Source organism: Alkalihalobacillus sp. AL-G (genome assembly GCF_030643805.1).
Classification (GTDB): Bacteria; Bacillota; Bacilli; order Bacillales; family Fictibacillaceae; genus Pseudalkalibacillus.
In genome coordinates, this window is sequence record NZ_CP094656.1 from 495,054 (window position 1) to 517,220 (window position 22,167).

The following is a 22,167-nucleotide window of genomic DNA, read 5'->3' on the forward strand; positions in this document are numbered from 1 at the left end:
GTTTGGAGGTTATCATGAAATTTTACTTCAGTAATATGCACGATTATTTAATTTTTGAAAAAATAACAGACATTCTACAAACAAATTATTCAGATCAAATTGTTTTTTATCTAGATACTAATATTTGCATTAACCTTAGAGATCTATATGATATACCTTCAGAGTTTAAACAACGGAATAATGGAACAGTATTTAAAGAAACTTTGTTTTTTCTGAGAGAAATTAAAAAGAATAATATAAAGTTGAATTACCAATTTGGTATAGAAGAAGCATGCCGCAGTAAACAAAACTTTCAATTAAATGTAAATAAATTGATTGAAATGAAAACCAGTATTGATAATATACTATCAATGGATTACTTGGAAATACTTGAACATAGTCTCTTAATTAGACAAAATAATCAAATTAAGGATAATACAGTAATACAAAATTCAAAATTTGAAAGTCTTAATCAAGACAGTTCTTTTAAAGATTTAGTAACAGTAATGTATACAGCATTACTTAAATTATATTTATTGAATATGAATCATAATAAAGAGAAATTTGAATTAATGATAGACTACTTAAATTTTTTAGATAAGGAGCTTAATTTGGTAAGCCCTTCCTATGCATTATTAGGTCATTATTATCTAAGTGAAACATCAAATATGAAAAAAATAATACATCCAAGGAAAAAAGAGTTTAAAGAGATAATTCATGCAATTTGGAATACATCAATTGATCTTAGTTTAACAGTTTTAATACCCAGTAAAATTCAAAATGATAAAGGTATTCCTATTTTCGTAACTGCCGATGAAAGGCTATATAAAATATTTGATTGTATAAAGATAAGAGCTATCTTTAATTCAGGTAATAATAGTATACTCCCACCAATGGTAGAAGTTGATTTAAGTAAAATTGAATGGAATGATCAAGAGTTTAAATTAATATCCCAAGAAGAAGATAAAATTATGAATAATAGAATAAAACGTGTACATCAACTTCTCCAAAAAAATAAACAAAGTATTGCACAAAATGCACTAAATTTAGTTGTAAAATTAGAGGATGAAATAAAAATGTCCTTAGGAAATTAACATAAATAATTCTTACGGAAAATTTAATGGGTGCGTTTACTTCGTAAATTTCTTTCCTTCATGTCTCATTTCCAATTTCCTTCATACAATTATTTTGGAGGCGATTTTTATGGACGAGAGAAGAAGGGGCATGGCTGCAATTTTCACGGTGCTGTTTTTGATGTCTTTGAGCTTACATATACAGTTTCCGATTTTCACACCTTATGCGGTGGCACTTGGGGCGACTAGTTTTTTTGTGAGCATCATGATGAGTGTTTCTTCGTTTGCGAACTTGTGCGGTAATTTGATCGCTGGACCGTTGATCGATGCATTCGGGAAGAAGAGGTTTATTGTGATACCGCTGTTTTTATCGGGGTTTTTGATGATGGGTCATGGAATCGCCACAAATCCTGACTGGTTATTGATTTTAAGACTGTTCAATGGCTTGGTGCTTGCCTTCATGACACCTGCTTGCTTTGCACTTTTGTCAGGTTATGCAAAGAACAGTCACCAGCAGGGGAAAAACATGGCGTTCAATGGATTACTGATTACGATCGCTCATATCCTATCTCCGGTAATCGGTGGGTACCTGGTGGAAATGGTCGACTTCAAAGGTGCCTACTTTATCATAGGAGGATCCATCCTTCTAACTGGTGTTATTGCACTCCTGTATGTAAAGGAATTCGACCCGATCATCGTACATAAGAAAGATCAAGCGTATAGTAGTGGATTGAAGCTGGATAGGCAGCTGTTAATGATTTATTTTGTTGGCTTTGCCTTGATGTACGCACAAGGAACCCTCGGTTATGAGCTGCCATTTTTAATAGTGGAAGAAGGGCTGTCAACGAGTGAGGCCGGGAAGTTGTTCAGTTATATGGGCGTAGGGACACTTGTGGTGGTTTGCATGACCTGGATCAACCGGATTTCAGCATTGATCCGGACGATGTTTGGAATGATCGTATTGGCCTCATGTTTTTATCAAATGGTGGTACCGTTCGTTCCTCTTACACTCAGTCAACTGTTGTTTATTGTTGGAATCGGGCTAGGCATACTTTTTCCGGCAATTACAACCTTGATTACTGAAAAAATCGATAAGAGCAAACACGGTACAGCATTCGGAATCCTGTCTGCTGTTTTCTCGCTGGGCATCATCGCAAGTTCACTTACTGCGGGTGCAATTCGTGAGCTTTTCTCTCCTTACTTCATCGCGTTTATCGTCATGGCAATGGCCATCACGTTCATCGGATGGCAACAGTTCAGCTGCAATCAGAAAACTGTTTTACAAAACCGATAAAATTGCATGGTAGTTGAACCCAATAAATCCTAGGTATTTCTTTACTGGAAAAAAAGGGTTATCATAGTTTTAAGCTTGTATAAAATAATTCATTAGGGGGAGTATCAATGGCTGTTACCGAAATCATGACTTGGACATTTTATGAAGAAACAGAAATCCCAAAAGAGATTGAGGATGTACTAGTACAAGGAGAAGAGGCACAGATTGCATACAAAACCATCAGGGATGTTGCGGTCGTTACCAATAAACGGTTCATTATCGCAGATAAACAAGGGATCACAGGTAAGAAGGTTGAAGTATACACCATCCCTTTTAAATCAATCATCATGTATTCCAGTGAAAATGGTGGAAAGCTTGACTTCAATGCTGAAATTGAGCTATGGACGAAAGCTGGGAAATTGAAGCTGAACGTCAATAAAAAAGTGGATATCCGAAAACTTGATCGTATCATCGGAGAATACATACTATAATTTCTACGAAAAACCTCAGTGTTGAATGCTGAGGTTTTTATATCTTGAAAACAATTGATTTTATCAAGTTTCCTTGTTTTTACATATTGAGGCAAAATGATAGAATAAAAGCAAGACTTTATGTAAAGAGGTGTCTTTGTTGGAGAAAATCAAGTTAGGGAACAGTGGATTGGAAGTCGGAGAGATTTCTCTTGGTTGTATGCGGATGAAATCCCTTTCCAAAGATGATGCGCGACATGTCATTGAAAATGCGATCGAACACGGTGTCGATCTGTTCGACCATGCGGATATTTACGGTGGAGGAGAATCGGAATCCGTTTTTGCAGACGCGATCGGCATGAATCCATCCGTCCGTGAAAAGATGATCATCCAGACGAAATGCGGGATCCGTAAAGGATTTTATGATTTTTCAAAGGAACATATTCTTAGTTCAGTAGAAGGAAGCTTGCAAAGGCTGAAGACGGATTACATTGATATTTTGTTGCTACACCGACCGGATGCCTTGATGGAGCCAGAGGAGGTTGCTGAAACGTTCAATGAGCTGAAGGAAAGCGGGAAAGTCCGCCACTTCGGCGTCAGCAACCATAATCCGATGCAGATCGAATTGTTGAAAAAGTCGCTTGATCAAGACTTGATCATCAACCAGATGCAATTCAGTCTCATGCATACCCCGATGATTGATGCTGGGGTCAATGTGAACATGTATAATGCAGTAGCTGTCATGCGTGATGGCGGAATGCTCGACTATAGCCGCTTGAACAATATGACCATCCAAGCATGGTCGCCATTCCAATATGGAATGATCGAAGGGCCATTTGTAGGAAATGATGCTTTTCCGATGGTTAATGGGATGCTTCAAGACTTAGCTGAAAAATACGGTGTCACAGATTCGGCGATTGCCATTTCATGGATTCTACGTCACCCGGCCAACATCCAACCTGTAGTGGGAACGATGAATCCACAACGTTTAGCGGATATCGCAAAAGCTTCTGAAGTGAAGCTGACAAGAGAAGAATGGTACGGGCTTTATCGGATTGCGGGGAATAACCTGCCTTAAAGCCTGTAAGAAATACGAATAGCCCTATCCATTCATGGTGGGGCTGTTTTCTTATTCTAATCGCTTCTTCGGATAAATGCTAAAAGAGTTCTATAGAATTTCTTTCGGCCGTTGGAATCACCACCTCCCAAGCTCTCTACCATTAAAGCAAACAATGATCTCGTCTTTTTTCCCTTCCATAATTCCATTCGTTTTCTTGTTCGAGCTAACATTATAATAAAAGTAAAGAACTAGATAATAAATGAACCCTTCACCGAGAATAGACAGGCGAAACTGTAATAGCCTAAGCGGGTCAACTAACCAACCGAATATAAACGTACTTAAAAATAAACCTGCGAATACAAAGGCGCCGAGAAAATAGTATTTCTTCTCACTCTCTGTCATTAGGGAGTCCTTATCTTGTAAATCCATAATAATACACCCCCTGAGATTCACTCGAAAAATTACAACATATTTCTTAAAAAGGTATGTATAACGAACTGAAAAAAGAACGTTGGACAATGTTGGTGATTTAAATAATTGAATGAAAGGGTGGATACTGGTGAGTAAATATCAAAATCTATTAAAATATATCAGCTATTTTGAAAATGCAACTGAAAATGAAGCGTGTCGTTGGAGCAGCGGTGGTGAGAATGAGGAGGGCGTCATCACTATGTCCTATCCGATTTATGATGAGCAACTAACTACTTTTATAGATGAAGTATATAAAACAAATCTTCTAGATTCAGATTATTTTGGTACATTGAAAAAACATGGATTGTCGTCGGAAGAATTGATTAGTGAAATTGATGATGCTGATATCGGTTTAACTAAGGCGATCCTTACTTACTATGTAAGACAAGAACGTTTTTGTGATGGTTTATGGGCATCTGCAGTAAAAGATAAAGTATTTTACAAAATACTAATAAGGCTAAGAGAATTGGAAGATTAATTTATGAGTGGTAAAAACCCCAGCAGAACAACCTGGGGTTTTTAAGTGTAATCCCATGGTTTACTTGTAAACGCAGCGTGAAATAAACTTGGAGAAAACCAACAAATTGCGGTTAACCAAAACTCGGGGTACTATAGAAGAAATTTGTGTGATATACAAATATGAGGTAACCTACCAAATTATAGATTCGAGTATGAATTTAGTTTTTTTCAACTCGATTAAAGTACATTTCATGTTTGCCAACTTGTCCAGAAAGAAACTCAATGTCGTGGTTCATGCTTTTTGTATTCTCATCAATCTTTTTAAGAATAGCCATTGTATCATCCTTAAAATTCTCAGCAACAACGTTAACTGTGGCTTCAATTCTGTCCAACCGGTCATCAGTACCATCAAATCTCTTATCAAATGTAGTGAGCTTCCCGTTAACCCGTTCAAATTCATTGGAGAAGTGTTCGAGTCTTCCGTTAACCCGGTCAAATTCATTGGAAAAGTGTTCGAGACTTCCATTAACACGGTCAAATTCATTGGAGAAGTGTTCGAGTCTTCCGTTAACCCGGTCAAATTCATTGGAGAAGTGTTCGAGACTTCCGTTAACTCGTTCAAATTCATTGGAGAAGTGTTCGAGTCTTCCGTTAACCCGATCAAATTCATTGGAAAAGTGTTCGAGACTTCCGTTAACTCGATCAAATTCATTGGAAAAGTGTTCGAGACTTCCGTTAACCTGATCAAATTCATTGGAAAAGTGTTCGAGACTTCCGTTAACTCGATCAAATTCATTGGAGAAGTGTTCGAGACTTCCGTTTACCCGATCAAATTCACTAGAAACTTGGTCGAACTTTTCGTTTATTCTTTCTTCCATCTGTTGAAGCGCTTTTAGTATTTGATCCATCTTTATTCACCTCCTTCATGATTTTCATTATACAAGAAGAAGTAAAAATCAGCACTTTCTTTTTTGGACTTCAGAATTTTGACATAGAAAATTTGTTATTTTACCTATCATCAATTCATTCGATTTAAAAGTGTATAATAAAGATAGAAAATACGTTAAAAGGAGCAATTGACGATGAGCAGAACTGATCCTTTATCGGAAGCATTTTCACAAACAGAATATCAGCTAGTCGGTCATGACAGAAGGTTAGTACAAACGCTTAAAGAGGCTTTTAAAGTTGTTAAAGGTGAGCAACATAGTGACATGTATGGGAAGGGAAAAATCATCGAAGACTTCCAGGATAAGATGGCCATGTATCTAGGGAAAGAAACGTCTGTATTTTTCCCGAGTGGAACGATGGCACAGCAAATCGCCCTCAGGATCTGGTGTGATGAAAAAGGGTTGAAAAGGGTAGCGTACCATCCTTTGTGTCATTTGGAGATACATGAGGAAGATGGACTAAAAGAATTGCATCAGATAGAACCGGTTTTGCTTGCGGATAAAAACAGCGTCATCCAATTGGAGGATGTCGTGAACATGGAAGAGGAGATTGCATGTTTATTGCTTGAATTGCCACAACGAGAAATTGGCGGTCAATTACCAGATTACGAGACTCTCGAAGAAATCTCTTCCTTTTGTCGTGAAAAAGGAATCAAACTGCATTTAGATGGCGCTCGGCTTTTTGAAATCCTCCCGTATTATAAAAAGACTGCTGCTGAGGTTTGTAGCCTTTTTGATAGCGTTTATGTGTCCTTTTACAAAGGGATTGGCGGGATTGCTGGAGCGATTCTTGCCGGTGACAATGATTTTGCAGAAAAATCAAAGGTTTGGAAAAGGCGCCATGGCGGTGATCTGATCAGCCTTTACCCTTATATTATCAGCGCGGATCATTACTTCGATCAACGGGTACATAAAATGGAGAAGTATCATGAAGATGCGAAAGAGCTTGCCGAGTTATATAACCAATGCCATACTGTTTCGACATTGCCTCAAGAACCGGTTTCAAATATGTTTCACGTCCATGTTGATGTTCGAAAAGAGGAGCTTGAATCGATACTTGTAGACATTTATAAGACAACGGGAATTGGGTTGACGAGCTATTTACGCGATGTGGATGAGTGTACCTGTTCTTATGAAGTAAGTATTGGAGATCGATATGAGAAAGTACCGAAAGCCGAGTTAAGAAAAGCATTTCAAATGCTAGATAATAGTTTGAAGAAACATTGAATGATACTAAAAAGCTCTGTCGGAAATTGTAAGCGGACTATAGTCATCATCTAGCCGAATTATGTCGTAAATGTGGTGTAGAACATTTGATGTTACTCTCCAAGTTTACGATTTTTTGTTGTAAGATGGAAGAACAGAGAAAAGAAGGAGCGGGGGTGGATGGGCTATGCGAGAGCGATTGGAGAAAAGGTTGACTTATTTATACACTGGGGAGTTTGCATCAGTAATCATATTCAGTTTTGTTAGCTTTAAGATCAACCAGGAGTATCCCAATCTACAATTGTATTCACTCTATTCGTATTGGGGATCTTTTATTTTACTTCAATTTCTATTGTTACAAGGAGCCTTTTATTGGTATGTAAAGAGGAGACGGCTAAAAAAGGAAGGGACATCGGTTACGCCAATTACTCAAGTGAGGCTCCTTTACCATCTTAGAAAATTTAATTTGATTGTGATTTTGTTGGTTCCCATGTTCTTTGTAATCGATGCTATACGAATTACTGAAATTCCGACTATGGGCTTTTTACTGGCTATGTTTATCTACCTGTTTTCCATAGCGGAGTACATAAACTATTTTTACCTTCAGCTATCCTATGGCTATAGTTCCGATTTTAAGAACTTGATCAAAACGAGAAAGCTGAAGACAGCAATTCTGAGAAAAGACTTCAATAGATTAGGGTAATTATATTTAAAACATTATTCCACATTGAAAAACAGGAGGAAGAGGGATTTTAAAAAGATCTGTCGGAAAATGTAAGCGGACTATAGTCTGTCTGCGCCCGAAAACTGTCACAAAAATTATAAGAAACTCGCTCAGTGTTTGTTCTATTTGAAGAGAGTTTGGCGACTTGAAGCGAGGACTTGAACTAGAGTGCTACAAAAAAATAATGCAGTAGGAAGGGACAATGAAAGCCGATTATATCCCATCCTGCTGCATTTCCTTTGGAACGGATTTTTTAAACTACTTAAAAGCAATGGATATGGAACATTAGCCCAATTCCCTCATATAATGGCGTTAAGTGATTTTTTTACGCACCATAAAACTGAAAACATCTGCACCAAGCTGTTGTCCGATCCGAGGAATTAATCATATTTAAAGGGGAAGGCGGGGAGAGGATGTCGATGAAATTCACGGTACACTATATCCCACTGAACAAGATCAAACCCGATTCAACTGTGAAAATTACCGATCATATCAAGAAATTACGAACTCTGATGTGGGACTGCATGTATATTTTGGTCGTGAAAAAAGACAGGAATTCTGGACGCTATGTTCTGATTAGCGGGCGTGAACGATACGAGCACCTTCGTAACCATACAAAAAACATCTATGCCCCTTGTATCGTCGATAAAAGCGCTCCTCCTGGAACAAAACCGTGGTTCGTTTTTTTACCCGCCAAGCAGCCTCTTGATGACTTTCCATTGACACCGAAAAGCTGGTCAATCGTCCGTTGCTTTTTAAAAAAAGAACCTCGTTTCAGTAAGTTATCCCGAATCCAACAAATAAAAGTACTTCTCCTAGGGGCACGATACAAGAGAACCGTGATTTTATCGATGCAAACAAAGGTGAATCAGCTTTTACGAGATAGCGGTTGAATTCAGTTAAACTCGCCCAATAATATTGGTATGCTAGGATAAGCTCAAAACACGTAATTAAGTGAGGCAAAGAATATGTTCGATCCAACCATTTTTGAAAACCTGAAAGTTGCCTTTGAAAATCACATCTATGACTTGGATAACCTTACCGGCGAAATTGAGATTACCAATCGAATCGATCGCCTCGAGTTAGCCGTCATGTCAAGAGAATTCATCCTTCAATTCACGCTTGCAGATCATAAGGAAGTGGAAGCGGAAATTGTGTTGCAGGCATCTCTAAAAGACTTGTCAGCAGAGATTTTAGAGAAACCTGGTGATATTCCAGGATGCTCTCTGTTTGTTCGGTTTCATAAGCAAGTTAAGGACGTTTCAGCGCAGTGCAAACAAATTGAAGGCGTATTGGACGATATCTGGGAACAAGAATCACCGGTCCAGACGTTACGTTTTGTCTATGGTCAAGAGAAGGATAATTATATGAATGAAATAGAAATTAAATTCAACCGTAAAATCAACGAGGAACAAATGGGTGATATCCCTCATCTTGTTGATCATGTAATTGAAAGCCTCATTGAATTAGAATCGATTTAAAGGCGAAGAATGAAAGCAAAAAACTAAACGAAGTTAATGAGTGAAGACACTTGCACCCGTGCAGGTGCTTTCTTTACAAGTTAAGGGGCTGGCCCAAAAGAGAAATCCCTTCAAATTGTTTCAGTCTTCCTACCATTGCAAGAAGTTTTATATAATTGATGAAAAATTCAAGTTTTAAGTGCAAATTCTTAATTGATGGAAGTGTTTACGGCCTTTAATTAAAGGGAAAATAGAGGTTTCTCGTGTAACTCAGGTTTTTCTCGTGTAATTCTGATTTTCCTCGTGTAATTCTGATTTTCCTCGTGTAACACAGATTTTTCTCGTGTAACTCTGATTTTCCTCGTGCAACTCAGATTTTTTTCGTGTAACCCGGATTTCTCTCGTGTAACACAAATTTTTGGCTTGTAACTTGAACGACTAAGCAGGGACCGATGAGTTTTGAGTCAGCCCCAATAGTATAAGAGCAAAGACCTTTAGGGCTGCGACTCTGCTCTCGCCTCAAGGCTCGGCAATCGCCGAGTTTTCTTTGTGAGGAGGGTTATTCAGGTGGACCGTTCCTTTTTCAGCCAAATTGATAATGATACCGATAAATAGGGATAAACTAGTTAGGAATAAACGAATTCCACAGAGTTAATCAAAAGGGGGTGTAAAAATGAAATGGGTCATCAAATCCAAGCATGTGAATGATGAAGACAAAGTGATTGCGGTGGAACTGGAGGATGAGGATGGATCATTTAATGCAAATATCAGGTGGGACGGTTCCATGGAAATACATATACAATCCTTAACCGAAGAAAATAATTATTTAGTCGATACAATACATACTTATGATTTAGAGGGACTTATCACGAAACTAGAAGGACTTAACGCGCTGTGCATGGATTATTTTGACGATTGGAATGGGAAACGTTAAAATTCGGAAACCAACGCAACTGGCGAACATTATTGAAACCCTAACCCTAAATTAGTGAGGTCGTGTGAAAGGAATTTCGGTAATTCACTATGATAAACTGATTTTGAAGCAAAATCGGAAAGGGAGCGATCAAATGCAATATGTAACGCTGAATAATGGGCTCAAGATGCCGCAATTAGGGTTTGGTGTTTGGCAGGTAGAAGATGAAGAGGCCGTCCCTGTAGTTAAGAAAGCAATCGAAGTCGGTTATCGATCAATCGATACTGCAGCCATATACGGAAATGAACGTGGTGTAGGAGAGGCGATCAGGAAAAGCGATGTCCCTCGTGATGAACTGTTTATCACTACGAAAGTTTGGAATACCGATCAGGGATATGAAAAAACTCTTAAAGCATTTGATGAAAGTCTACATAAACTTGGCCTCGACTATGTGGATTTGTATTTAATCCATTGGCCAACTCCCAAATACGACGAATATGTTGAGACGTATAAGGCACTTGAAAAGCTGTATCATGACGGGCGTGTAAAAGCCATCGGTGTCTGTAATTTCGACCAGGACCACTTGCAGCGTCTGCTTGACGAGTGTGAGGTAACACCAGTGTTGAACCAGATCGAGTGTCACCCTTATTTCGCCCAAAAAGAACTGAAACAATTTGGCCGCGATAATGACATATTTGTTGAAGCCTGGAGCCCGCTCATGCGGGGCGGCGAGGTTATGAAAAATGAGGTTATCGTGAACCTAGCTGAAAATCATGGGAAAACACCTGCCCAAATCATCCTTCGTTGGCATCTCCAAAATGATACGATTGTCATTCCAAAATCAGCAACGTCTTCACGAATTGAGGAAAACTTCGATGTTTTTGACTTTGAACTAAGTATAGAGGATATGACGAAAATCGATGCACTTGATCGTAATGAACGTAACGGCCCAATACCAAGTGAAATGAATAAAAGATAATCGATAGAAGGACAGCCTTACTTAGTACAGGCTAAAGTAGAAGAGAAGGGATGCCAAAACGTATCCCTTCTCTAATCTATTACTTCATATTTTCTAGCATACATTCAATGATTGATGAAGAGTTCTCTACAGCCATCTGCTTGAAATCTTCCCACTTCATAATCGCTTGTTCACCAGCGTAATAATCGTACTATAAAAACAAGTGAATGCAACAGTAGATTTAAACTTTTACTTCGATGTGTTGAAAGCTTTTAACATCGAATAGACCTAGATCCGTCAATTTCAATGCTGGTATAACGGGTAATGTTAGAAACGATAATGTTAAAAAGGGATTGAATTCACCGGTAAATCCAAGTTTCGATAAAGCTTGTTTTAATTGAGTAAGTCCCAGGTTTACCGTTTGGAAATCTTGATCGGACATTAATCCGGCGATCGTTAGGGAAAGAGAGGCTATCACTTCACCTTCTTTGATAATGGCCAAGCCGCCATGCATTTCTTTTAGGACATTGACCGCTTTCAAGATATCGGAATCATTGGTCCCTGTAGCAACGATGTTATGTGAATCATGTGCAATGGTCGTAGCAATGGCACCTTCTTTTATCCCAAATCCTTTTACGACTCCTAGCCCGATATTCCCTGTATTGTTATGACGTTCAAAAACGGCTAGCTTTAATTGATCCCTTTCAACTGATGGAATAAAATAGCCATTCTCAACTTTGACCGTTTCGATTCCTTTATTTGTAGTCAAATTGTTCGGGATAATTTCAATAATATAAGCCTGATCCGTTTCACCGATTGGAATTTGGAGATCATTTTCATTCAACTCGGGAACATGAACCGTAGAACATAACTCGGGTTTTAGCTCCTCTATTGCAAGTGGATCACTGACATACTCGCCATTTTCGGCAACAAGCTCTCCAGATTTATACACTTCTGATATTTTAATCGATTCTAGGTCATCTAAAAGTAGAAAGTCTGCCTCATAACCGGGAGCGATCGCCCCTTTATGCTTTAAACCATAGCATTCTGCCGCATTTAAAGATGCCATTTGGATCGCTAAAAATGGTTCAATGCCATATTTGATTGCTAACCGGACATTATGGTCGATGCTGCCTTCCTCAATTAAGTCATCTAAATGCTTATCATCTGTACAAAACAAGCAACGACGCGCATTGTTTGGAGTGACGACTTTGATAAGAGACTTTAAATCTTTTGCCACAGATCCTTCTCTAATCAAAAGGTACATTCCACGTCTCAACCGCTCCAGTGCATCAGAGACCGTATTACATTCATGGTCTGATATGATGCCAGCAGATCGATAAACATTAATAGCGTTCCTATCTAATCCAGCTAAATGACCATCGATACGATCGCTGTACCTTAAAGACATTGCAATTTTATCGACGATGGAGTCCTGTGCATTTTGTAAAGAAGGATAGTCCATAACCTCTGCCAGGCCTAAAACCCGTCTATGTTTGAAGAAAGGCTTTAAATCATCAGCATTCAATTCAGCCCCTGAATTTTCAACGGAAGTAGCAGGAACACAAGAAGGGAGCATAACTCTTACATCCAGTGGAATGTTCTCGGAATTCTCAAGCATAAAGTCAATTCCATTTTCACCAGATACATTTCCAATTTCGTGAGGATCGGTAATCACGGTCATGACTCCATGGGGAAGAACTACTTTAGCGAATTCAACTGGAGTTGCCATTGATGATTCGATATGAACGTGCCCGTCGATAAAACCTGGGCAAACATAACGATTTTTGGCATCAATAACTTGATTGCCTTCAAAATCTCCGATTCCAATAAACATTCCGTCAACAATAGCAACATCGCCAGTAATGATTTCGAGGTTGAAAACATCGATGATCCTCCCATTTTTAACCACGATGTCTGCAGGCTCTTGTTTATTTGCAACGGTGATCCGTTTCTTTAATGTATCTTTTTCCAGTAACATCTTCATCTTCTCCTTCAATAATAAAAACCCCAGTAGTAACTAGGGTTTGACAGAGAGAAGGATAATAATCAGAGTTTAAGTATGTACAAAAAACCCTACCCCTCTCGTAGTCAAACCATTTACGGTAGTTTGGTAGAAACTTTTGGACCATATCTCCAATATTATACGAGTGGATCATATTAAAATGTTTTTCACTTTGAAATGATTAGTACACATTCTATATGTCCTCGCCAACATGTGTCAATGCTGAACAATAATTGCTTTATAAACTTGAATTTACATTTCAATAAATTCTGAATCTTTTGTATAATAAATACCATGGATTAAGCGTGAAATCTAAGTACGGAGGGGAACTATGCATATTGTCGTGTTAGGTGCTCATTGTGGGGATGCGGAAATCCAAGCTGGTGCAATTGCTCATAAATACGTGCAAGCCGGTCATAAGGCGACATTCGTCCATTTGACTGCGGGTGAGAAAGGGAATCCGCCTGGTATTTCAGTAGAGGATTATCGGAATCAAAAAATTCGAGAGGCTGAAAAGGCTGTAGCGGTTTTAGGTGCAGAAAGCATTACGCTTGATTATAAGGATGCGGAGCTTACTTTTGATGAAGAGATTGTAACCCGTGTTGCTGCCCTTATGCGTGAGTTAAAACCAAACGTTGTTATAACACATTGGGAAAAGAGCATTCATCCCGACCATGCGTTATGCCCAAGAATCGTACAGGCTGCTCAATTGAAAGCTGGACTTCCTGGGTTTGAACTTGATGGTACACCTGCCCATTATTATGGTATTTATCATAGTGAAAATTGGGAGGACATGGAGGGCTATGTTCCGGATATTTTTATCGATGTTTCGGATGAATTTGAATCGTATCTTGAAGCACTTTCCCAGTATTGGTTTATCAAGAACTCGACGTCGTTCCGCTATTATGACTACTATCAAGCGCTTGGAACAGTTCGTGGCTGCGTGAATCGTACCAAGTACGCACAAACATTGAAATATCCGACCGGGTTGAATGTACGAAAAGATCAATGCATCCCAGGGTTTGAGCTTTGATTTTAAAAGGGGATAAGGGAGTAGAGCACATGGTGACATATCGGTATTATCAATCGGGTGACGAAAAGAAGATTGTTAAGCTTTGGAATGATAGTTTACATATTGATCCGATCACTTCTGAACGTTTTCGTAATTTAGTATTACTTGATGCGAACTTTGACCCTGAAGGATTGCGGGTAGCTTTTGATGGAGATCAACTGATCGGTTGTTTGTATTCGGTAAGAAGGTTGTTGCCGATGTATGGGACGGACTTAGAACCTGATAACAGCTGGATTCCGTTCTTTTTCGTACATCCGGATTATCGAAGACTTGGGGTTGGAACGAAGTTGATGGAAGAGGCGATTGCCTTTCTTGCGGGAGAAGGTCGCAGCAATCTGTTTTTTGCCTCATATGCACCGAATTATATTCTACCCGGGATTGATGAAGCCACTTATCCGGGTGGGCATGCATTTTTAAAAGAACAAGGTTTTGAAAGGCAATATACAGCAGTTGCTATGGATCGTAATTTGATAGGGTTCCAGGTGCCATCCGATGTAGTAGAGCTGAAACAACAAAGAGTTTCTGAAGGGTATTCATTTACGACGGCACAAGACAAAGACCTTTATGAAGTGATTCAGTTTGCGAATAAGACGTTCAATCCGGATTGGGGTCGAGCGATTCGTGAGGGAATATTGCAAGGACTTCCTTTACACCGTATCCTAATTGCAAGAGAAGGCAGCAAGCTTGTTGGCTTTTGTATATATGGCGGATATGAGGGGGTCCCCGATCGGTTCGGTCCATTTGGTGTCGATCCGGATCAACAAGGAAAGGGACTCGGCAAAATTCTGTTGAATGAATGCTTACGGTATATGCGGGCGGAAGGACTCCACGGTGCGTGGTTTCTTTGGACAGGAGAAAAAACCTCCGCTGGTCATCTTTACAAGAAAACCGGTTTTGAGATTACCCGAAAATTCGATATCATGAAAAAATCAATCAACTAAACAAGCTAACTAGAAAACGTTGTAATTTCACATAGTCAAGGTTGTAATACTGGGGGTGTAAATCGTGAAAATAGTAGTGGCACCAGATTCATTTAAAGGGTCAATTTCAGCGAAAGATATTTGTTCTACCGTTACAATAGGCGTTAAGAGGGTATTTCCGGAAGCTATTGTGAAAGAGATCCCACTTGCGGACGGGGGAGAAGGTACCATGGAGAATATGGTGCATGCCTCAAATGGTACGACTAAACAGGTTGATGTAACGGGTCCGATAGGAAAAAAGATAAAAGCAGAATATGGATTACTAGGTGACAATCAAACAGTTGTGGTTGAAATGGCACAAGCTTCTGGCTTGCCGCTACTTCAAGATCATGAAAAGGACCCGATGAAGACAACTACTTTTGGGACTGGTGAGTTAATTAAACATGCTTTAGACGATGGGTTCCGCAAATTTATAGTCGGTTTAGGCGGAAGTGCCACAAATGATGGAGGAACGGGAATGCTAAGGGCCTTAGGAATGTCCTTTCATCGTAAGGATGGAACGCATTTACCTGAAGGTGGTGCCGCCTTAATCGATTTGGATCATGTTGATGATTCTAAATTGGATCCGCGCCTAAAGGAATGCTCAATTGTAATTGCAAGTGATGTCACAAATAAGTTGTGTGGACCTGATGGTGCAAGTGCAGTGTTTGGACCACAAAAAGGTGCAACAGCGGACATGGTGAAGCAACTTGATAAAGCGTTGAACCATTTTTCAGAAGTTGTCCTTACGCAGATGGATACGGATATGAGTGAGTTGGTTGGGGGAGGAGCTGCAGGAGGAGTTGGTGCAGCATTGATCACCTTTTTAGATGCAGAAATCCAACCCGGTATTGACATTATTATGGAAAAGCTTAACTTTGAATCGGATATTAAAGATGCACAGCTCGTGATAACGGGTGAAGGTCGTTTAGATTCCCAAACATTATCAGGTAAAGTAATAAACGGCGTCAGCAAACGAGCACAAATGCAAGGAGTACCTGTCATTGCTTTATGTGGAGGGTTAGATTTAGAAACGAATAAATTTGACGATCTCGGGATCTTGTCGGCTTTTACCATTGTTCCAGGTCCGTGTCAGTTAGAGGAAGCTATGGTTAGCGCCTCAAATTGGATTCCGGATCGAATTGAAGCGATCATGAGGGTTTTAAAATATAACCTGAATTAACGTTAAAGGTGGGTAAAACGATGAAACCTAAAATTTTTATTACAAGAAAGATACCAAAAAGGATTGTCACTCAAATTGAAGAAGTTTGCGAAGTGGAAATGTGGGAAGAGGAAGATACGCCTATTCCAAGGGAAGTACTAGAAAAAAAGGTTGAGGATATTGAAGGGTTGTTCTGTCTATTAACCGAGTCCATTGACGAGGAACTATTAAATAAAGCGAAAAAGTTGAAAATCGTCAGCAATATGGCTGTAGGGTACAACAACATTGATGTCGGTGCGGCAAAGGAAAGAGGCATTACCGTTACGAACACACCAGGTGTTTTGACAGAGACGACAGCCGACTTAACCTTTGCTCTATTAATGGCAACATCTAGAAGGATAGTCGAAGCATCTGATTATTTAAGAGATGGCAAATGGGAAACGTGGTCCCCTATGCAATTGACCGGACAGGATGTATATGGAGCAACACTCGGAATTATCGGAATGGGTAGAATTGGACAATCCGTAGCGAAAAGGGCTAAAGGGTTTGATATGAACATCCTTTATTATAACCAAAGCCGTAAAACAGAAATTGAGGATCGACTTGGGGTTCGTTATGTAGAGATGGATCAATTGCTGCAAGAATCGGATTTCGTTGTAATCATGACACCATACACGCCAGAAACAGAAAATTTAATAGCTAAACGTGAATTAGCGTTTATGAAGGAAAGTGCAATTCTAATAAACACTGCGCGCGGTGGAATTGTTGATGAAGAAGCACTATACCATGCCCTGAAAAATAATGAAATATGGGCTGCGGGGTTAGATGTGTTTGAAACGGAGCCTATATCACAAGAAAACCCGCTATTAACGTTACCAAATGTAGTCACAGTGCCACATATAGGAAGTGCTAGTATTAAAACAAGATTAAAGATGGCTGAATTAGCAGCCGAAAATCTAATCAATGGCGTAACGGATAAAAAGCCCGCTCATGTAGTCGTTTAAATCACTATTTTTATGAACGTGACTATTTTTATATACGTTTAATATAGTACTTCTTTTAGTCTGAGTTTAAATCCCCCAATCTAAAAGAAGACTCAATCACCACAGAGTTACAAATAAAATAAAAAATGAAATTATAGAACTTGGGATGAGTCGTTTTTTCGACTCTCCCTTTTTTTGTGCCTCTAAAATTGATTCGACCAATCGTGTTTTCTCTAACGCCATAGAAATAAATGTCGGAAAATGAAAGCGGACTATAGTCAGCATCCCACCGATTTTTGTCGTTATCGCACTGTGAATTCTTGACTGTTTTACTCAATTATCCTGCTAATTTATCTATGTTTCTCACACTTCGTAGGCATATAGAAAATTGAGAGTATCGGAAATAGTATTGACTATTCCGAAAATTCAATATAAGATATTCGTAAGTTATCATATCATATGAAGAGTTGGAAAATGGAGGTGTAGATTTGAATTTGAATTTAAAACGTACCCGTACTTCTTTAGTTGATGACGTAATTAATGCCTTTTTAAAGGATGTACAAGCTGGTGAGTTTGTATATGGAGAAAAATTACCTTCTCAGGAAGAGTTGGCAAATCGTTTTCAGGTTAGCCGGATTGTTTTAAGAGAAGCATTGTCAAAATTATCTGCGATAGGGATGATTAGTTTTTATCAGGGAAAAGGCACGTATTTAAATAAAGCAGACGGGAGGTCTTACATATCACCTGAATTTTCATCATTGATTTTCCATGATATCAATAACCTTAGGTCAATCGTGGAGGCTAGGCAGATTGTTGAAAAAGAAACAAGTTTTTTAGCGGCAGAACGTAAAACAAGTAATGATCTTTTGGAAATAGAAAGAACGATACAGGGGATGAGAGACAGTATAAACGATAAAGGTCAATTCGGTAAATGGGATCTTGAATTTCATATTGCCGTAGCCAAAGCCTCAAATAATCCAGTCCTACAAAAAATCATTATGCTTTTGAGCGATAGTTACCGTTCAGAAGTAGTTAAATTTTTGGAAATTCCAGGGATCCTGGAAAAGGTATTAAATGAACATGAAAGTATTTTTGAGAACATAAAAGACGGTAATGGGGAGGGCGCATCATTAATTATGTCGACCCATCTTGAATTGCCTGAAAAGGTGTTCTTGACAAAAATAGCTGAAACTGAAGAGTGAAAAAACCGAGTTCCTTAATTTGATCAAATGAATTTTTTGTAAGCGCTTTATTATGATTTATTGTTCAATATGTACATTTTTAATAAATTGGAGGTGAGTTTTATGCAGAGTTTTTCGATTGCTGTAATACCAGGTGATGGAATCGGACCCGAAGTTGTAAGTGAAGCTTTAAAGGTTTTAAAAGCAATAGAAAAAGTGAACGACGGAGTGAAATTCACATTTGATTCCTATGACTGGAATTGTGAATATTATTTAAACCATGGCCGCATGATGCCAGCGGATGGGCTAAATGTCCTAAAAGATTATGATTCTATCCTTTTCGGAGCGGTAGGTTCTCCTGAGGTCCCTGACCATGTTTCAGTTTGGGAGCTAATCCTTCCAATTAGAAGGCACTTCCAACAATATGTGAATTTGCGTCCTATCAAACTATTACGTGGATTGGAAAGCCCATTACGTAACAAGTCATATGAAGACATTGATTTTGTAGTCGTACGCGAGAATACCGAAGGGGAGTATTCAAATAGCGGAGGGAAGCTTCACGAGGGGACACCACATGAACTTGCTATTCAAAATAGCATTTTTACGAGGTATGGAACAGAGAGGATTTTAAAATATGCTTATTCCATTGCCGAAAGAAGTTCAAGGAAGCACTTGTCCGTAGCAACCAAATCAAATGCCATTAATTATGCAATGCCTTTTTGGGATGAAATGACAAGGGAAATAGGAAAAGGTTATCCGAATGTTGAGACCAACCTTTACCACATTGATGCGCTTGCAGCATTCTTTGTCTCCAAACCCGAACACTTTGATGTAGTTGTAGGCAGTAATTTGTTTGGAGATATCTTAACCGATTTGGGCGCCGCTGTTGCCGGGGGATTAGGTTTGGCACCATCGGGTAATATCAATCCAGAAAGAGTGTACCCATCGATGTTCGAACCGATACATGGATCAGCTCCTGATATCGCGGGGAAAGGAATTGCGAATCCGATTGCTCAAACTTGGAGTGTTAGTCTCATGTTGGAGCATTTGGATTTGCCTGATCTTAGTGCAATTATTCTTGATGCAATTGAAAGTGTATTGATTGAAGGAAAAGTCAGGACACCAGATCTCGGTGGAACGTCGAGCACAGTGGAGATGGGTAATGAAATAGTCTCAAAGATATTGGAAGTACAATACACAACATAATAGATCAGGAGGAAAAGGATGATGACCGATAAATTCCATTTATATATAGGCGGAGAACAAGTTTCGACCAAAGAGTACCTTCCGGTATTCAACAAATATACCGGTGCGAAAATAGCTGAAATTTCAAAAGCTGAAAAAAACCATATTGATGATGCGGTCACTTTGGCAGAGAAAACTTTTAAGCAAAATAAGTTAACAGCATTTGAAAGATACAAAATATTACTTAAAGCCTCTGCATTAGTAGAACAACGCAGAGAAGTTCTTGAGTCGTCATTGATAAGAGAAGTTGGAAAAACAAGAAAAGACGCTCGAGGAGAACTGGACCGAACAATTAACACACTTAGGATATCTGGAGAAGAAGCAAAAAGAATAGCAGGAGAAATGATTCCTCTTCAAGCGTCAGAAGGATCGGAAAACCGCCTCGGGTTCACGATCCGTGTACCAAAAGGTGTGATAGGTGCAATTACACCATTTAATTACCCACTACTTTTAAGCACACATAAAATTGCACCAGCTATAGCTGCTGGGAATACGGTCGTAGTCAAACCTGCAACAACAACACCAATAGCCACATTTCTCTTAGTTGAGATTCTTGAAGAAGCGGGGTTACCGAAAGGACACATTAACATTGTAACAGGCGCTGGTAGTGAAGTTGGTGAATGGCTTTTAGATGACCAGCGAATTAAGATGTATACGTTTACTGGATCAGGTGAAGTCGGCCTGCATATCAAAGAGAGAAGTGGGATGCGGCCTGTAGCACTTGAACTAGGTAATAATTCACCAAATATTATTCACCATGATGCCGATATAGATTTAGCCGCAAAACTTACCGCTGAGAGAAGTTTTCACAATGCAGGACAAGCTTGTATTTCAGTACAACGCCTATACATTCATGAGGAGGTGTTTTCTGACTTTAAAGAAAAGTACCTTTCGTATGTGAATCAATTAAATGTAGGAAATCCGGAAGATCCAAATACCGATATTGGTCCGATGATTAGTGAAAAGGAAGCTGCTCGTGCCGAACAATGGGCAAAGGAAGCTATTTCAGAAGGCGCTGTGGAGTTGACGCCGATAAAACGGGAAGGTTCCTTGCTGTATCCTATTGTTTTGACTGAAGTAAAACATGAGATGAAAGTGGTTTGCCAAGAAATTTTTGCTCCTGTTGTTACATTGATACCTTATAAGACCATGGAAGAAGTTTTGGACAATTCTAATGACACCGATTACGGGCTTCAGGCCGGGATATTTACGAATAACTTGAATGTTGCAATTCAGGCTATGAAAACATTGGAGTTTGGTGGAGTAATCGTTAATGATGTTTCCACTTATCGAAATGATGTCATGCCATATGGTGGTGTAAAGAACAGCGGTTTAGGAAAAGAAGGACCCCGTTATACGATAGAGGAAATGACTGATGAAAGAATGATCGTATTCAATATTTAATGAAAAATTTTACAAATCTATCAAACAAATCTGGAGGGATCATTATGTTTAGACGCTATTCAATTATACTTATGGCAATTATTTTAGTACTTACATTAATGGCAGGTTGTAAGCCTGTTGCAGTGACACAAGATGGAGCGTCAAGTAAGACGTTTACTTGGCAACTTGCGACAGCTTGGCCGGAATCAATGTTTTTACAAGAAATTCCTCAAAAATGGGCTGAAGATATCGAGGCTGCATCTGGAGGAAGGTTGAAGATTGAGGTTCACGCTGCGGGTGAATTAGTCGGTGGTGGAGAAGTCATGGATGCGGCAAATATGGGATCAATAGATGCATATCATGCTGCTACAAATATGTGGATCGGAAAAATGCCGGCGGCTCCTTTTTTTACGACGATCCCGATGTTAATGGATGATAGCCTTAGACTTGGCTGGATTTACGAAGGTGGCGGCTTGGAACTGTGGCAAAAAATGTATGACGAACAAAATCTGAATATTCAAGTAATACCTTTAGGATTTACAGGTCCTGAAACGTTGGCTTGGTCGAATAAAAAGATGGAAAGCCTCGAGGATTGGGAAGGTGTGAAATATCGAACGGCAGGTTGGTGGGGAGAAATTCTAAGAAATAGTGGAGTATCAGTTACAACAACTCCGGCTGGAGAAGTATACTCCAACTTAGATAGAGGAGTAATTGATGCAGCAGAATTTGCTACACCGAATATTGACCGTGATCTTGGGTTCGATGAAGTCGCGAAGTATTACACAGGACCTGGTATGCACCAACCGACTACGATGTACTATTTAGGTGTCAACAAAGACGCTTGGAATAAATTGCCTGACGATCTTAAAGAGATTGTCATGGTTTCCGCAAGGTCAACAACACTTTGGAGCTATACACGTGATCAGCATGAGAGCATGGAAGCCAATGAGTACTTTTTAGAAAAAGGTGTGACACCAGTAAAGGTAGATGAAGAGACACAACAAACATTACAGGAAGAAACGGTTAAGTATTTAGATTCCCAAGCAGAAGAATTAGGCGGAACATTCAAAGAGACCTGGGAATCTATCAAAGATTACAGAGAGCGTTATATGAAATTTAAAGATCTGATGGTTCCAGAAACAGAATGATACAAAAAGGAAAGGGCAGCAGGTTTGAATCAAGCC

Annotated in this window: 22 protein-coding genes and 1 riboswitch; of the genes, 19 read left to right on the plus strand and 3 right to left on the minus strand. The window is 39.2% G+C overall.

Translation table 11 applies throughout. The features are described from left to right. The first annotated feature begins 14 nt into the window (after nt 1–14). The 4 genes from MOJ78_RS02485 (at nt 15) to MOJ78_RS02500 (ending at nt 3,873) form a co-directional block, all read left to right on the plus strand. Nucleotides 15–1,073: a hypothetical protein gene (locus MOJ78_RS02485; protein ID WP_304979648.1), complete on the plus strand. Its 1,059-nt coding sequence runs from the start codon at nt 15–17 to the stop codon at nt 1,071–1,073. A 109-nt stretch (nt 1,074–1,182) separates the two neighbouring features. Further along, nucleotides 1,183–2,346 carry an MFS transporter gene (locus MOJ78_RS02490; RefSeq protein ID WP_304979650.1) on the plus strand — a complete coding sequence of 388 codons (1,164 nt, stop codon included), beginning with the start codon at nt 1,183–1,185 and terminating at the stop codon, nt 2,344–2,346. 107 nt (nt 2,347–2,453) lie between these two features. Beyond that, complete coding sequence (locus MOJ78_RS02495) at nt 2,454–2,816, plus strand: PH domain-containing protein (RefSeq protein WP_304979651.1); 363 nt, start codon at nt 2,454–2,456, stop codon at nt 2,814–2,816. 139 nt (nt 2,817–2,955) lie between these two features. Continuing rightward, nucleotides 2,956–3,873 (plus strand): aldo/keto reductase, encoded by a 918-nt coding sequence (locus tag MOJ78_RS02500; protein WP_304979652.1) that lies wholly within the window; start codon nt 2,956–2,958, stop codon nt 3,871–3,873. A 117-nt stretch (nt 3,874–3,990) separates the two neighbouring features. Here MOJ78_RS02500 and MOJ78_RS02505 read toward each other — a convergent pair whose 3' ends face one another. Further along, a complete protein-coding gene (locus MOJ78_RS02505) occupies nt 3,991–4,284 on the minus strand; it encodes a hypothetical protein (RefSeq protein ID WP_304979653.1) in 294 nt (97 codons plus the stop codon). A gap of 130 nt (nt 4,285–4,414) precedes the next feature. Between MOJ78_RS02505 and MOJ78_RS02510 the strand changes: the two genes are divergently transcribed. Next, nucleotides 4,415–4,804: a DUF6508 domain-containing protein gene (locus MOJ78_RS02510; RefSeq protein WP_304979654.1), complete on the plus strand. Its 390-nt coding sequence runs from the start codon at nt 4,415–4,417 to the stop codon at nt 4,802–4,804. 199 nt (nt 4,805–5,003) lie between these two features. Here the strand turns inward: MOJ78_RS02510 and MOJ78_RS02515 are convergent, their stop codons facing one another. After that, a complete protein-coding gene (locus MOJ78_RS02515) occupies nt 5,004–5,693 on the minus strand; it encodes a hypothetical protein (protein ID WP_304979655.1) in 690 nt (229 codons plus the stop codon). Nucleotides 5,694–5,867: 174 nt separating this feature from the next. Here MOJ78_RS02515 and MOJ78_RS02520 point away from each other — a divergent pair, with 174 nt between their 5' ends. From MOJ78_RS02520 to MOJ78_RS02545, 6 genes are all read left to right on the plus strand, one after another. Further along, a complete protein-coding gene (locus tag MOJ78_RS02520; RefSeq protein ID WP_304979656.1) occupies nt 5,868–6,959 on the plus strand; it encodes a threonine aldolase family protein in 1,092 nt (363 codons plus the stop codon). A gap of 166 nt (nt 6,960–7,125) precedes the next feature. After that, nucleotides 7,126–7,641 carry a general stress protein gene (locus MOJ78_RS02525; protein ID WP_304979657.1) on the plus strand — a complete coding sequence of 172 codons (516 nt, stop codon included), beginning with the start codon at nt 7,126–7,128 and terminating at the stop codon, nt 7,639–7,641. Between the two features lie 440 nt (nt 7,642–8,081). Beyond that, nucleotides 8,082–8,555, plus strand: coding sequence for a hypothetical protein (locus tag MOJ78_RS02530; protein ID WP_304979658.1), 474 nt, complete (start codon nt 8,082–8,084; stop codon nt 8,553–8,555). 75 nt (nt 8,556–8,630) lie between these two features. Further along, nucleotides 8,631–9,143 (plus strand): hypothetical protein, encoded by a 513-nt coding sequence (locus tag MOJ78_RS02535; protein ID WP_304979659.1) that lies wholly within the window; start codon nt 8,631–8,633, stop codon nt 9,141–9,143. Between the two features lie 652 nt (nt 9,144–9,795). Further along, nucleotides 9,796–10,056 carry a hypothetical protein gene (locus MOJ78_RS02540; protein ID WP_304979660.1) on the plus strand — a complete coding sequence of 87 codons (261 nt, stop codon included), beginning with the start codon at nt 9,796–9,798 and terminating at the stop codon, nt 10,054–10,056. A gap of 133 nt (nt 10,057–10,189) precedes the next feature. Further along, on the plus strand, nt 10,190–11,014 hold the full coding sequence (locus MOJ78_RS02545; RefSeq protein ID WP_304979661.1) for an aldo/keto reductase: 825 nt from the start codon (nt 10,190–10,192) through the stop codon (nt 11,012–11,014). A 220-nt stretch (nt 11,015–11,234) separates the two neighbouring features. Here MOJ78_RS02545 and ade read toward each other — a convergent pair whose 3' ends face one another. Beyond that, on the minus strand, nt 11,235–12,974 hold the full coding sequence (gene ade, locus MOJ78_RS02550) for an adenine deaminase (protein WP_304979662.1): 1,740 nt from the start codon (nt 12,972–12,974) through the stop codon (nt 11,235–11,237). Nucleotides 12,975–13,061: 87 nt separating this feature from the next. After that, nucleotides 13,062–13,163, minus strand: a riboswitch (purine riboswitch). Between the two features lie 166 nt (nt 13,164–13,329). On the opposite strand from ade, the gene MOJ78_RS02555 reads away from it, so the two are divergent. From MOJ78_RS02555 to dctP, 8 genes are all read left to right on the plus strand, one after another. After that, a complete protein-coding gene (locus MOJ78_RS02555; protein WP_304979663.1) occupies nt 13,330–14,031 on the plus strand; it encodes a PIG-L deacetylase family protein in 702 nt (233 codons plus the stop codon). 29 nt (nt 14,032–14,060) lie between these two features. Beyond that, nucleotides 14,061–15,011 carry a GNAT family N-acetyltransferase gene (locus MOJ78_RS02560; RefSeq protein WP_304979664.1) on the plus strand — a complete coding sequence of 317 codons (951 nt, stop codon included), beginning with the start codon at nt 14,061–14,063 and terminating at the stop codon, nt 15,009–15,011. Nucleotides 15,012–15,075: 64 nt separating this feature from the next. Beyond that, the gene (locus MOJ78_RS02565) at nt 15,076–16,212 is read left to right on the plus strand and encodes a glycerate kinase (RefSeq protein ID WP_304979666.1); all 1,137 of its coding nucleotides are present in this window, start codon (nt 15,076–15,078) and stop codon (nt 16,210–16,212) included. A 20-nt stretch (nt 16,213–16,232) separates the two neighbouring features. Then, nucleotides 16,233–17,195 (plus strand): 2-hydroxyacid dehydrogenase, encoded by a 963-nt coding sequence (locus tag MOJ78_RS02570; protein WP_304979667.1) that lies wholly within the window; start codon nt 16,233–16,235, stop codon nt 17,193–17,195. A 467-nt stretch (nt 17,196–17,662) separates the two neighbouring features. Beyond that, nucleotides 17,663–18,376 carry a FadR/GntR family transcriptional regulator gene (locus MOJ78_RS02575; RefSeq protein WP_304979668.1) on the plus strand — a complete coding sequence of 238 codons (714 nt, stop codon included), beginning with the start codon at nt 17,663–17,665 and terminating at the stop codon, nt 18,374–18,376. Between the two features lie 102 nt (nt 18,377–18,478). Next, nucleotides 18,479–19,561 carry a tartrate dehydrogenase gene (locus MOJ78_RS02580; RefSeq protein WP_304979669.1) on the plus strand — a complete coding sequence of 361 codons (1,083 nt, stop codon included), beginning with the start codon at nt 18,479–18,481 and terminating at the stop codon, nt 19,559–19,561. Between the two features lie 21 nt (nt 19,562–19,582). Then, a complete protein-coding gene (locus MOJ78_RS02585) occupies nt 19,583–21,004 on the plus strand; it encodes an aldehyde dehydrogenase family protein (protein WP_304981164.1) in 1,422 nt (473 codons plus the stop codon). 44 nt (nt 21,005–21,048) lie between these two features. Continuing rightward, nucleotides 21,049–22,131 (plus strand): TRAP transporter substrate-binding protein DctP, encoded by a 1,083-nt coding sequence (gene dctP / locus MOJ78_RS02590; protein WP_304979670.1) that lies wholly within the window; start codon nt 21,049–21,051, stop codon nt 22,129–22,131. Nucleotides 22,132–22,167: the final 36 nt, after the last annotated feature.